At 30.1% G+C, this 13,258-nt stretch carries 11 protein-coding genes; 2 read left to right on the forward strand and 9 right to left on the reverse strand.

Features of this window, described 5'->3' with window-relative positions:
* Positions 1 to 107: 107 nt before the first annotated feature.
* From Q0049_RS03915 to Q0049_RS03930, 4 genes are all read right to left on the reverse strand, one after another.
* Entirely contained in the window at positions 108 to 851 is a 744-nt protein-coding gene (locus tag Q0049_RS03915; RefSeq protein ID WP_298116780.1) for a shikimate dehydrogenase, read from the reverse strand.
* Positions 852 to 1,013: 162 nt separating this feature from the next.
* Positions 1,014 to 2,408: a tetratricopeptide repeat protein gene (locus Q0049_RS03920; RefSeq protein ID WP_298116782.1), complete on the reverse strand. Its 1,395-nt coding sequence runs from the start codon at positions 2,406 to 2,408 to the stop codon at positions 1,014 to 1,016.
* A 159-nt stretch (positions 2,409 to 2,567) separates the two neighbouring features.
* A complete protein-coding gene (locus Q0049_RS03925) occupies positions 2,568 to 3,752 on the reverse strand; it encodes an aspartate aminotransferase family protein (protein ID WP_298116784.1) in 1,185 nt (394 codons plus the stop codon).
* Positions 3,753 to 3,760: 8 nt separating this feature from the next.
* Positions 3,761 to 4,153: a lysozyme inhibitor LprI family protein gene (locus Q0049_RS03930; protein ID WP_298116786.1), complete on the reverse strand. Its 393-nt coding sequence runs from the start codon at positions 4,151 to 4,153 to the stop codon at positions 3,761 to 3,763.
* A 130-nt stretch (positions 4,154 to 4,283) separates the two neighbouring features.
* Between Q0049_RS03930 and Q0049_RS03935 the strand changes: the two genes are divergently transcribed.
* Both Q0049_RS03935 and Q0049_RS03940 read left to right on the forward strand, forming a co-directional pair.
* Positions 4,284 to 6,158 (forward strand): alpha-amylase family glycosyl hydrolase, encoded by a 1,875-nt coding sequence (locus tag Q0049_RS03935; protein WP_298116788.1) that lies wholly within the window; start codon positions 4,284 to 4,286, stop codon positions 6,156 to 6,158.
* A 211-nt stretch (positions 6,159 to 6,369) separates the two neighbouring features.
* Positions 6,370 to 7,674: a T9SS type A sorting domain-containing protein gene (locus tag Q0049_RS03940; RefSeq protein ID WP_298116790.1), complete on the forward strand. Its 1,305-nt coding sequence runs from the start codon at positions 6,370 to 6,372 to the stop codon at positions 7,672 to 7,674.
* A 77-nt stretch (positions 7,675 to 7,751) separates the two neighbouring features.
* On the opposite strand, the gene Q0049_RS03945 is transcribed toward Q0049_RS03940, so the two are convergent.
* The 5 genes from Q0049_RS03945 to Q0049_RS03965 form a co-directional block, all read right to left on the reverse strand.
* Positions 7,752 to 8,429: a hypothetical protein gene (locus tag Q0049_RS03945; RefSeq protein WP_298116792.1), complete on the reverse strand. Its 678-nt coding sequence runs from the start codon at positions 8,427 to 8,429 to the stop codon at positions 7,752 to 7,754.
* Positions 8,430 to 8,445: 16 nt separating this feature from the next.
* The gene (locus Q0049_RS03950; RefSeq protein WP_298116794.1) at positions 8,446 to 8,961 is read right to left on the reverse strand and encodes a hypothetical protein; all 516 of its coding nucleotides are present in this window, start codon (positions 8,959 to 8,961) and stop codon (positions 8,446 to 8,448) included.
* Between the two features lie 98 nt (positions 8,962 to 9,059).
* Positions 9,060 to 10,331, reverse strand: a complete 1,272-nt coding sequence (locus tag Q0049_RS03955; protein ID WP_298116796.1) for an adenylosuccinate synthase — start codon at positions 10,329 to 10,331, stop codon at positions 9,060 to 9,062.
* Positions 10,332 to 10,378: 47 nt separating this feature from the next.
* Entirely contained in the window at positions 10,379 to 10,843 is a 465-nt protein-coding gene (locus Q0049_RS03960) for a Fur family transcriptional regulator (protein ID WP_298116798.1), read from the reverse strand.
* A 76-nt stretch (positions 10,844 to 10,919) separates the two neighbouring features.
* On the reverse strand, positions 10,920 to 13,139 hold the full coding sequence (locus Q0049_RS03965; RefSeq protein WP_298116800.1) for a RelA/SpoT family protein: 2,220 nt from the start codon (positions 13,137 to 13,139) through the stop codon (positions 10,920 to 10,922).
* Positions 13,140 to 13,258: the final 119 nt, after the last annotated feature.

The raw sequence follows: 13,258 nt of genomic DNA on the forward strand, positions 1-13,258 counted from the left end.
TTCGTTACAATAGCTTTGTAAAAGTTCAAAACTTTTATAAAGCTATTTTCTCTGCAATCGGGGCTAAATTGCAATTGTATTGAATAAAATCAGAATTTCTAAAACTATTACTTGTTCCAAATTGTCCATGCTTTTTCTGCTTGAAAAACTAACATCTCGTATCCGTTTTTAATAGTTGCTCCTTTTTTCTTAGCTTTCTTTAAAAATTGCGTTTCTTCGGGATTGTAAATTAAGTCAAATGCAATGTGTTTTTCTGTAAAAAACTCATACGGAATAGGAGGAAACTCTTTTGTATTCGGACTGGTTCCAAGTGGTGTACAATTGATTATAATTTGAAAATTATCAAATGTTGTAGCGTTGATTCTATTATAATCAATAGCATTCTCTGAAGCTTCTCTTGATACAAAAGTGTAGAAAATTCCGAGTTTATCTAAAGCAAACGCAACTGCTTTTGAAGCGCCGCCAGTTCCAAGAATTAAGGCTTTTTTGTGATGTGGTTGGAGTAGTGGTTCTAACGATTTTTTAAAACCATACCAATCAGAATTATAACCTTTTAGATTTCCTTTTTTAGTAAAACGAATTACATTCACAGCTCCAATTCTAAAAGCTTTATCCGACATGGTATCAAGAAATGGAATAATAGCTTCTTTGTATGGAATTGTTACGTTTAACCCTTTCAAATCGGGATTATTTTTCAACACATTCGGAAATTCTTCTATTGTTGGAATATCAAAATTCTCGTAAGTACAATCATTAAAAAGATCTTTAGAAAATTTTTCTGTAAAGTATTTTTTAGAAAAGGAATAGGAAATGTCTTTACCTACTAATCCGAATTTTTTATTGTTTTCCAATTTTTAATGATGTTATGAAAGGTTTACACGAATTTCACTAATTACCACGAATTCATGTTGTGAATAAAAAAAATACACGAATTAATATCTGTATCAAATAAGTTCGTGTAATTTTTTATGTTTTATAATTTCGTGTAAATTCGTGAAATTCGTGTTGAAAATTTATTTGTTGTGTTTCTTTATCAAACTCTGTACTTTTTTTATTGTCCAAACCGTTGGAAATAATTCTTCTAATAAAGTATGATTGTTGAAGTTTAATCGCAATGCATTACTCAAATGAAAAGTTCCTTTTTCAGTATCATTTAATATAAAATAGAATCCTGCCAAACGGTATTCAATTTGATACTCTTCAGGGAAAAATTCGGTAGATTGAAGTAACGTCATAACTGCAGAATCAAATTCACCTAAAAACTGTAAAATATCAACCCAGAACAACCATGTATCTAGATGATTATCACCAAATTCAACCGCTTTTCTAAAACCAAGTTCGGCTTCTTCATAGAAATTCATGGCTTTATTTATTGTTGCAAAACGTTTCCAATAAGCACGATTTTGGTCGTCAATTGCTAAAGCTTTATTTACATAAAACAGTGCTTTTTGAAAGTTCTTTTGGCGTACATAAAAATCTGTAATTGCAATCCAACCTTTATCTAATAATGGATCTTCGTGGACTGTTTTATTGAAATACTTTAATGCTTCCACTTTATTTCCTAATTTTTCATGACATTTTCCAATACGTAACAAAGCATACGAAGTTGGATCGTCTAAATCAATTGTTCTTTGATAGTTTTCAATAGCTTCTTCATAACGCTTAAGTCGTTCTAATGCTTTACCATTCTCCATGAAAGCACCCATAAATTCTTCGTCAATGTAGGTAGCATATTCAAAAGCGCGTACAGCATTTACATAATCTTTCAATCCGTAATACAAACGTCCTTTTTGATGCCATGCAATTTCTGAATAAGGATTTCTATCAATATAGGTTTTGATATATTCAATAGCTTCTGCATTTTGATCTAAAAATTCGTAGCAATAAACCACATTATAAAGTGCTGATTGGTCTTCAATATCTACTTCTAAACAACTTTTAAAATTCTCTTTTGCCTTTTCAAGGTTGTCCATAAACAGATATTCCATCCCAATAAGGTTGTAAACATCGGCTAAATCTTCGGTATATTTTAAAGCTTCTTGAAGAAGTTCAACCGCTTTTACATGATTATCTCTTTTCGAATAAATATTGGCTTTTTGGATAAAAATTTCTTCGTTAGTTGGCTCAATAGCATACAATTCATTAAGCATTTTTTCAGCTATTTCGAGTTTGTCATCATAAACTAACATTTCTACTTGAACTAACTTTAAACCAGTCGATTTAGGATGTTGTTCAAGTCCTAATTTTAAAGCTTTTTTGGCTAAATTAGCTTTGCCCATATCAAGATAATGAAGAATAATTTCTTCAAATTCTTCTGAATCAAAAAAGAAAACTTTATTGGTTTTCAACATGGATTCAAACTTCGATAAGGATAGATTGTAGTCTTCTTCGTCGTGATCCAAATGCATAGCTTTTTGTTTAAAATTATCCTTAATAAAAGTAGTTAACTAATGTCGTTATTTAAGGAAAATTGATTTTTGTTTTGAACAATTTAATTAACATTTAAGTTTGATGTTAATGGTTTATTGTTTATTGTTGGTAATTAACAACTAACCATAAACTAATAACTATAAACTTTTTAAAACTTCATCCATCACCTCTAAAATAATTTTGCAACCTTCTCTAATTTCTTCCTCAGAAATAGTCAATGGTGGCGTAATTCGGATGGCTTTTCCTTCAAACAATAACCAAAACAGAATCAATCCTCTATCTTGACAACGCAAAATTACCTGATTTGTTATTTCTTCATCAGATGTCATTGCGGCTAACATCAATCCTTTTCCTCTAACTTCTTGTATCAAAGGGTGTACCAAAAGTGTTCTAAAGAGTTTTTCTTTTTCTAAAGATTGTTTGGCGTAGTCTTTTTCTAAAACTTCTTGTAGTGTTGCCAAACAAGCAGCAGCAATAACAGGATGTCCGCCAAAAGTGGTAATATGTCCTAATTTAGGATCATGACTTAATAAATCCATGTGTTTTTCGTTGGCAATAAAACCTCCAACAGGCATTCCGCCAGCCATTCCTTTTCCAATAATGACAACATCTGGAACGACATTGTAATTTTCAAATCCAAATAATTTTCCGGTTCTTCCAAAACCAGGTTGGATTTCGTCCACAATCATTAAAGCGCCAACTTCTTCACAACGTTTTTTTACTTTAGCTAAAAAGTCATTTTGAGGTTGGATAAAACCTGCGCCACCTTGAATACTTTCGAGAATTATTCCAGCGGTTTTGGTTGTTATTTTTTGTAAATCGTCTTCATTATTAAAGGTGATGAAATCAACATCGGGAATTAAAGGTCTAAAAATTTGTTTGCGTTCTTCAAATCCCATAACACTCATCGAACCCATTGTATTTCCATGATAAGCATTATGACACGAAATCAACTGACTTCTTCCTGTTACTCTTCTAACAAGTTTTAAAGCGCCTTCACAAGCTTCTGTACCAGAATTTACTAAATAAATTTTGTTTAATTCTTTAGGTAAATTCTCAACTAATAATTTACAATATTGTACTGCTGGACTTTGAGAATATTCGCCATAAACCATCACGTGTGAATATTTGTCCAATTGATCTTTTATAGCTTGATTTACTCGTGGATGTTGATGTCCAAGCGAGCAAGCCGAAACGCCAGCAACAAAATCTAAATACTTTTTATTGTTTGTATCGTAAATATAGGAACCAACAGCGTGTGAAACTTCCATTCCTAATGGATATGGTGACGTTTGAGCTTGGTATTTTAAAAAATCGTTCAATTTAGTCTTTATTTAATGGTTACAGAACCAGAACACATACTTCCTTCTTCAATTCCTGTAAGCCAAGTTTTTAATCTTTTTGTTCGTTCTTCGGTTAACTCTTGCAGATGATTACTCCAACAAGTTGGTTGAATACTTCCATAATATCCTGGCTCTCTTTTTGGGAATTTTGCAAGCATTTCTGCATCTCTAAAAGTAATCCAAATTTTTTGTGCAGCTTTTAAATTTTTAAGAAACTCAGTATCTGATTTATATTCCTTTAAAATTTTTTGATAAACTTCATTCAGTTCTTTATCTGCTTTTTTGTAGTTATTGTAGGCTTCCATATTAATCTCTGATTGCGTTTGACTAAAACAATTAAGATTGAAAAGAAGAAAGAATAAAAATGCTATGTTTTTCATAGTAGGATTTCAAAAATTTTAAAATAATGCAAATTTATGAAATTAGAATCAGCACAAATGTTTATTAAGAATTTTTTATTAATAGTAAAAATTATGTAGGTTTGTTGAATACAATAAATACTATTTTATTATGAAGAAATTTTTATGGTTTGCTATACTTGGTTTGTCCATTAATGCAAACGCTCAGCAAAAAAAAGTTGTCCCAAATATTAAACCTAATAATACAAAAGTTGCCACTGTGGAAAAGAAGAAAGTTGTTTATCAAGTTTTTACAAGATTGTTCGGAAATAAAAATACTACCAATAAACCTTGGGGAACAATTGAAGAGAATGGAGTAGGTAAGTTCAATGATTTTACAGATAAAGCATTGCAAGAAATTAAAAAACTTGGTGTAACTCACATTTGGTATACTGGAGTTCCGCATCACGCAGTGGTTAGAGATTATACAAACATTGGAATTTCAAATGATGATCCGGATGTAGTTAAAGGTCGTGCAGGTTCGCCTTATGCAGTAAAAGATTATTATAATGTAAATCCAGATTTAGCTGTAAATCCGGCTAATCGTTTGCAAGAATTTGAAGCATTAATTGCAAGAACGCATGCTAATGGTTTACAATTGTTGATTGATATTGTTCCAAATCACGTTGCACGTAAGTATGAAGGGAAAAACAATCCGAAAGGTGTGAAAGACTTTGGTGCTGACGACACAACTTATGTAGATTATGCTCGTCATAATAATTTTTATTATATTCCAAATGAAGCTTTTCAAGTGCCTACTTCTGATAATTACAAACCATTGAATGGACAAGAATACCCAATGAGTGATGGTGAATTTGTAGAAAATCCTGCAAAATGGACAGGAAATGGTTCACGAATGGCAAAACCAGATATTAATGATTGGTATGAAACTGTAAAAGTTAATTATGGAATTACACCTGATGGCGATAAAGATTTTCCATTGCTTCCTGAAGGTTTTGAATCAAAGTCATACAAAGAACATTTTGAATATTGGCAAGGAAAAGAAGTGCCTAATTCTTGGATAAAATTCCGTGATATTGCTTTATATTGGATTGCAAAAGGTGTTGATGGCTTTAGATATGACATGGCAGAAATGGTTCCGTATGAATTTTGGAGTTATATGAATTCGGCAATAAAAATGAAAAATCCAGATGCATTTTTATTGGCAGAAGTTTATAATCCTGAGCAATATAGAAATTACATTCATTTAGGAAAAATGGATTATTTGTATGATAAAGTAGAATTTTATGATCATCTGAAAGGAATTATTCAAGAAAGAGAAATCACAGATGGAATTTCTGATATTCAAAATCGTTTGAGTGATATTGAACACAATATGTTGCATTTTTTAGATAATCATGACGAACAACGATTAGCAAGTCCAGAATTTGCAGGAAGTGGTGAAAATGGGAAACCATTAATGGTTGTTTCTGCCACAATCAGCACTTCGCCAACAATGATTTATTTTGGTCAAGAAGTAGGTGAAGCAGGTGATATTGATGGCGGTTTTGGAAAACGTTCACGTACTTCAATTTTTGATTATGTAGGAGTTCCAAATCACCAACGATGGATGAATGGCGGAAAATTTGATGGCGGACAATTGTCTGATAGCGAAAAAGCGTTGCGTGATTTTTATTCAAGATTATTGAATTTCACTATTAAAAGTGATGCTTTGATGGGTAAATTCAAAGAGTTGCAAACGGCAAACAGAAACATTACTAATCGTTATGAAACCACAATTTACTCTTTTGTACGTTGGTCAGACAACGAAAAATTAATTATTTCTTCTAACTTTTCAAAAAATAGAACCTTTAAAATTGATTTAAGAATTCCAACCGAAGTAATTACGGAATGGAAATTAAAAGACGGAACTTATGAAGTGACTGATCAATTATATGGAAGTAAAAAAACAATGGTTGTTGAAAATGGCATCGGAATTATAAAATTGGTTTTAGGCGCAAGCGAAAGTTTTATTTTAAAAATGTAGATTAGAATTTTTTTCTAAACACTTGAAAATCATTTATAAAAGTGTTTAATGAATTTTGATAAAAAGGTGTTTTTTGATAAAAAATGTCAAACAAATGTTAGTATAAAGGTCTTGAAATGTTAAATATTGTTTAAAAGTTATTTAGTAGGCGTAAATTTATTCTCTGATAATTATGTGATTCTTAATTTATTATGAAATAAAAACAAATACTATGAAAACAAAACTACTTTTTTTATTCTTTTTCTTGTTTCAAATGAGTAATGCTCAAAACATTACTTTTACAGATCCCGTTTTAAAGAATTTTTTGGTAAATTCCAGTATTAATTTTAGTACTGATCCAAACAATATTATTTCTTATCCTCCAATTGATGCTAATGGCGATGGCGAAATTAGCCAAGCTGAGGCATTAAATGTAATTGGGTTGAGTTTTTATTACACAGATATTACTAACCTAGAAGGTTTACAATATTTTACTAATTTAAAAGTATTTAGTTCTTACTATGTTAACTTTACCACTTTTAATCAACCTAGTTTAGTTAATTTAGAAGAATTAAGTCTTTCGAATTCAGTTGGTTCGGGAGCGTTAGCTTTTGTTAATGTCTCTAATAATACTAATTTAGTTAAGTTTCAATGCTCTGGTGATTTAATAACTTCATTAGATTTATCAAATAATGTTGCTTTGAAAGTTGTTGATATTTTTTGTCCTTCTCTTGTTTCTGTTAATTTTAATAATCTAGTTAATCTAAAATCTTTGGGTTATTTAGGTAAATTGCCAACAATCGATATTTCAGATTCAGTTAACTTATTGAATTTAAGTTGTATTGGTTCAACTGGAACTTATTCATTTCCTTTAGAAAATCGTCTAACTTCTATTGATTTATCTAATCAAGTGAACTTAATTAATTTAGATTTGACTGGAAATAATCTAACAAGTTTGGATTTGAGTAATTGTCAAAATCTTGAAAGTATAGCAATCAGCCAAAATAACATCAGTACATTAAATATTGACGGTGTAAATTATGTTAAAACTATCTTTTGTCATGATAATTTACTTACTTCTTTAAATGTCGATGGTATGTTTAATTTACAGGCACTTTATTGTAATAATAACCAATTAACAAGTTTATCTACTAAAAATGATATTATTGAAGAATACATAGATTTTTCAGGAAATCCAGATTTAGCTGCGATTTGTTGTGATGCAAATGAAGTTGTTTATATGCAAAATCAATGTTTGCAAAATGATAATAGTTTGACAGAAGTTAATTCTGATTGTGGCTCAGGTTCAGGTGAATCAAGGGTTGCTATGTATCCAAATCCTGTTGTAGATATGTTACATTTAAGTTCAGATAAAAGAATTACGAAAATAGAATTATTTTCACTTAGTGGATTAAAGGTTATGAATGATGAATCTGAAAGTAATGTTATGGATTTAAGTCAATTGCAATCAGGTATGTATTTTGTCAAAGTTTATAGTGGTGATAAAGTGACTAACATGAAAATTGTTAAAAACTAATATTTTGCCAATAAAATAAAAACCCTTTCAGTGATGAAAGGGTTTTTTGTTTATGAGAATTTATTTTAAAAAAATACTTATTTAGATGCTTTTATTAGATTAACTGACACTTTTCCAATCAACCATTCACTTTTTTCAGATTTTTTATATTTGTATTGGATTTTGAAAATACCATTTTTAATTTCTCCATTTTGAAATAAACTTTCACAAAAAAGACCTCCATTAAATTTCATAGTTTTTTCAATTCTTCCTTTTGGTAAATTTATTTTAAAAATTTTGTTTGTTTCTAAATTCATAAAAGATAAAAAATTTGAATTGTCTTTGTCGATAGAAATGAAATAAGGATACTTGTAATTTTCACTATAAAATAATTCTCTCTCAATATTAGCAATTTTTTCACCACTAGTTTTGTTAAATAATAAGTATTGATTTGGTTCACAACATCCTGAAACAGTTTTGTATTTTATAAGAAAAGTGTTTTTGTATTCAAACCAGTTTGCAAATCCCAACCTTCCAGTCAACTTAATCAAAGTTTTATCAAGTGAGAAAAGTATTTTCTTTTTATTGTTTTTGGTTTCAAAGATTACCCAAGATGAATCACAATTAAATTCTCTATAAATTTTTGTACCATTCTTGAAAATAGTTTTTTCGCAAGAAATAATTTTACTTAATTCAGGTTGGGTTTTACAACTACAATTTTGGCTAAAAATTAATTCTGCAATTAATGACATTAAAATCGTTATGATTATTTTCATGAATTTTTACTAATGTTTATTTTTTTAACTCAGTTTCGCATGCTTGATAGAGATACTTTATTTGAGCTTCATATGTTTCTCTTTCGACTCCGCAATTAAAAGTTGGCTTATTCATTTTTTTTATTTCTTCTAAATATTTTAAACCGTTTTCAAAGTCTTTTTCTTCAATGGCATCATAAACTAAATTCATATAAGATTTTCTTGTATAATATTGCCAATTATTTAATCTAATGACTTCTTCAAAACATTTTCTTGCTTCTGTTTTATTAGATGATGTTATACCTTTTGTAAATAAATAATAAGTATAACTCTCAGATTTTGGATACTCTAATACTAATTGTGAAAAAATTTCATGCGCTTTTTGCTTAGCTTCATCTCCTTCAGCAATCATGTTTTCGTTCATTTTATCATTAGCTACAACTAAATAGTTTTCTCCTTTTTCTTTCATCTTAACTTCTGATGAAATTGTATTTTGAGAGTTTATTAGGTTTGATACAAATAATACTAATGTCAGCAAGAGCAATTTTCTCATTAAATTATAATTGAAAAATTAATTAGAACGAAGTTAAATCATTTTCAAATAAATTAGATAAAAAAAATCCCAAACTTAAAATTTGGGATTTCTATTTATTACTTCAAAATCGTCTGTTTTCTATCTGGTCCAACAGACACTATTTTTATAGGAACTTCGACTTCTTTTTCTATAAACTCGATGTAGTCTTTTAGTTCTTTCGGTAAACTATCAAAGGTTGTTAAACCAGTTAAGTCGGCTTGCCATCCTTTGAATTCGGTGTAAACTGGTGTTACGTTTTCTTCTTCAATATTGTAAGGTAAATGTTGGATAATTTCTCCTTTATAATTATAAGAAGTGCAAACTTTTAAAGTTTCAAATCCTGATAAAACATCGCCTTTCATCATCATTAATTGTGTTACACCATTTACTTGAATGGCATATTTCAAAGCAACTAAATCCAACCAACCGCAACGTCTTTTTCTTCCGGTTACTGAGCCAAATTCGTTTCCAATACTCGCCATAACATCGCCAGCATCACCAAAATCTTCTGTAGGAAATGGTCCAGAACCTACACGAGTAGTATAAGCTTTGAAAATTCCGAAAACTTCTTTGATTTTATTTGGAGCAATTCCTAAACCTGTACAAGCTCCAGCTGCTGTAGTATTTGATGAGGTTACAAAAGGATATGTTCCAAAATCTACATCTAATAATGAACCTTGTGCGCCTTCGCAAAGAATTGATTTTCCAGCTTTTTGTGCTTGTGCTAAATATTCTTCACTGTCTATAAAATCTAATTTCTTCAAATCTTCAATAGCTTCAAAGAATTCTTTTTCTAATTCAGGTAAATTATATTGTATGGCAACATTGTAGAATTTAATCATTTCTTCATGCTTATTTGCCAATGCTCTGTATCGTTCTTTAAAATCGTCTAATTCGATATCACCAACACGGATTCCGTTTCTACCGGTTTTATCCATGTAAGTTGGTCCAATTCCTTTTAAAGTAGAACCAATTTTTGCTTTACCTTTAGAAGCTTCAGAAGCAGCATCAAGTAATCTATGTGTTGGAAGAATTAAATGTGCTTTTCTTGAAATGATTAATTTAGATTTTATATCCAAATTGAATTTTGCCAAACCATCGATTTCACTTTTGAAAACTACAGGATCGATAACGACACCATTTCCAATAATATTGATATTATTTTCATGAAATATTCCAGAAGGAATGGTTCTTAAAACGTGTTTAATTCCGTCAAATTCTAAAGTGTGTCCTGCATTTGGTCCGCCTTGAAAACGAGCAATAATATCGTATTTAGAGGTAAGTACGTCAACGATTTTTCCTTTTCCTTCGTCACCCCATTGTAATCCGAGTAGTAAATCTACGGTCATTTTTTTGTTGTTTATTGTTTGTAGTTAGTTGTGTTTGTTTTTTACTTTTAATTTCCCACGTCTGATTTTTTGGTGGCATAAAAGTATAAAGAGTGGTTGTGAATTTCAACTCCAAATATATCTTCCATAGTTTGTTTTATGGTTTGAATTCTTGGATCGCAAAATTCAATAACTTCACCACTATCAGTCATAATGATATGATCGTGTTGTTTATCAAAATATGACTTTTCATAATGCGCTTGATTTTGACCAAACTGGTGTTTTCTTACCAATCCGCAATCTAAAAGTAATTCGATAGTATTATAAAGTGTTGCACGAGAAACTCTGTAGTTTTTGTTTTTCATTTTGATATATAAATTTTCAATATCAAAATGCTCTTGACTGTTATAAATCTCTTGAAGAATTGCGTAGCGTTCAGGCGTTTTACGATGTCCTTTGTTTTCAAGATAAGCCGTAAAAACGTTCTTTACGGTTTCTTGATTTTTAGTATTATCTGATGCTATTTGTGTCATATCTTGCAAAGATAAATTTTTAGTTTAAAAATTTAAAAGTTTAACTGTTTAAAGTTATAAACCGATGTTAATAATGTTAATTTTTATTGACTCTTGAAACCTTATCAATTCCATCAATTTTCTTAATGTTGTCGATTAGTTTTTTCAAAATAGTATTGTTCTGAACCACAACAGTTACTTGACCATTAAATATTCCTGCTTCACCACTTAATGAAATACTTTGTATGTTCACATGCATTTGATTAGAAATTACTTTCGTTAATTCATTGGTTAATCCTAAAGTATCCATTCCGGTAATTTTTAAAATAGCTTTAAATTCTTGTTGTGAGGAGTCAATCCATTTAGCTTGCATAATGCGATAAGCGTAATTAGATTGCAATGCAATGGCGTTAGGGCAGTCTTTTTTATGGACTTTAATGCCTTCATTTATGGTTACAAAACCAAAAACTTCATCACCTGGAATAGGATTACAACATGTTGAAAGTTTATAATCTAATCGGTCTTGCTCTTTTCCAAAAACTAATAAATCGTAATTATTACTGAGTTCTTGTTTGTGAATTTCATCGGGATTTGAATTTGGCGTACGCTTAATTTTATTTTTGAAAAAATTGATTAACGTATTGCTTTTTTGAGCAGCATAATCCTTCAATTGTTGATTTTCAATAGAACCAATTCCTACACGATAGAACAAATCCAAACTCGTTTTCAGTTTGAAGAAATTCACCAATTCATTTACAACGGTTTCATTTAAAGTAATTTTTAAATGTTTAAGTTTCCTTGTTAGTAATTCTTTTCCTTCTTCTGCAATTTTCTTAGTATTTTCATTTAGAACATTTCTAATTTTAGTTTTTGCTCTCGAAGTAGTTACATAGTCTAACCAGTTGATTGTTGGTTTTTGATTTACAGAAGTAATAATTTCTATTTGGTCTCCACTTTTCAGTTCATAATTTAAAGGAACTAATTTTCCGTTAACGCGCGTTCCTCTTGTTTTAATTCCAATTTCTGAGTGAATACTAAATGCAAAATCGAGTGAAGTAGCACCTTTTGGCAGTGATTTAATTTCTCCTTTTGGTGTGAAAACAAAGATTTCTTTGGCGTACAAATTCATTTTAAAATCTTCTACAAAATCAACCGCATTAGTTTCTGAATTTTCTAATGCTTCTTTTAGAAGATTTAACCATACATCCAAGCCATTTTCTTCAGTTGCACCTTGTTTGTATTTGTAATGTGCAGCATATCCTTTTTCGGCAATTTCATCCATACGTTCGCTTCGAACTTGAATTTCTACCCAACGACCTTTTGGTCCCATAACCGTAATATGAAGTGCTTCATATCCTGATGATTTTGGCGATGAAATCCAATCGCGCAAACGACTTGGACTAGGACGATAATGATCTGTAATCAAGGAATATATTTTCCATGCAAGAAATTTTTCATCATGCATGTTTGATTTATAGATAATTCGTAGTGCAAATTTGTCGTAAACTTCATCAAAGCTTACATTTTGTGCCAACATTTTTCTACGAATAGAGTAAATAGATTTTGGACGACCTTTAATTACATAATCAACGCCTTCTTCATCTAATGATTTTTTTAAAACACCAGAAACTAGTTTGATGTATTCATCTTGTTCTTCTTTAGTTTCTTTTATTTTACTAACAATATCTTTGTAAATTTCAGGTTCAGTATATTTTAGCCCTAAATCTTCAAGTTCCGTCTTAATGTTGTATAATCCTAAACGATGGGCAAGTGGTGCGTAAATGTATAAGGTTTCCGATGCAATTTTAACTTGTTTATAATCTGGCATGGAATCCATAGTTTGCATATTGTGCAATCTATCAGCAATTTTTATTAAAATTACACGAACATCATCATTTAAAGTCAATAGCATTTTACGGAAATTTTCCGCTTGCATCGAAATGTTCATGTCTTTTTTTACCTGCGATATTTTTGTCAATCCTGCCACAATTTGAGCAATTTTAGGATTGAACATTTTTTCAATATCTTCTACAGTAATGTCAGTATCTTCAACAACATCGTGCATTAAAGCTGCGGCAATACTTGTTGCTCCAAGCCCAATTTGTGAAGCTACAATTTTAGCAACACCTATGGGATGAAAAATATATGCCTCGCCTGATTTACGTCTTTGATCTTTGTGGGCATCAACAGCTACATCAAATGCTTTTCTGATGATTTTTTTGTCTTCAGGTGTAAGTGTTTGATAACTAATACGAAGTAATTCTTTGTATTCGCGTGCTAATGCTTTTTTTTCTTCTTCTAATTCAATTTCTGTCATAGCAAATTCTTCAATTAGCTAAAAATAGGAAATATTATTGAAATTACAATAAAAAAATTCCAAATTCTAACAGAAATTGATTAGAATTTGGAATTTAGACTTCGACTGTACTTAGACTT

This window comes from Flavobacterium sp., from assembly GCF_027484205.1.
Lineage (GTDB): Bacteria > Bacteroidota > Bacteroidia > Flavobacteriales > Flavobacteriaceae > Flavobacterium.

Bases quoted from the DNA above. Each gene is read 5' to 3' on its own strand.
- Q0049_RS03920 (WP_298116782.1), bottom strand. From the start codon at position 2,408: ATGCATTTGGATCACGACGAAGAAGACTACAATCTATCCTTATCGAAG.
- Q0049_RS03930 (WP_298116786.1), bottom strand. From the start codon at position 4,153: ATGAAAAACATAGCATTTTTATTCTTTCTTCTTTTCAATCTTAATTGT.
- Q0049_RS03935 (WP_298116788.1), top strand. From the start codon at position 4,284: ATGAAGAAATTTTTATGGTTTGCTATACTTGGTTTGTCCATTAATGCA.
- Q0049_RS03940 (WP_298116790.1), top strand. From the start codon at position 6,370: ATGAAAACAAAACTACTTTTTTTATTCTTTTTCTTGTTTCAAATGAGT.
- Q0049_RS03945 (WP_298116792.1), bottom strand. From the start codon at position 8,429: ATGAAAATAATCATAACGATTTTAATGTCATTAATTGCAGAATTAATT.
- Q0049_RS03950 (WP_298116794.1), bottom strand. From the start codon at position 8,961: ATGAGAAAATTGCTCTTGCTGACATTAGTATTATTTGTATCAAACCTA.
- Q0049_RS03955 (WP_298116796.1), bottom strand. From the start codon at position 10,331: ATGACCGTAGATTTACTACTCGGATTACAATGGGGTGACGAAGGAAAA.
- Q0049_RS03960 (WP_298116798.1), bottom strand. From the start codon at position 10,843: ATGACACAAATAGCATCAGATAATACTAAAAATCAAGAAACCGTAAAG.
- Q0049_RS03965 (WP_298116800.1), bottom strand. From the start codon at position 13,139: ATGACAGAAATTGAATTAGAAGAAGAAAAAAAAGCATTAGCACGCGAA.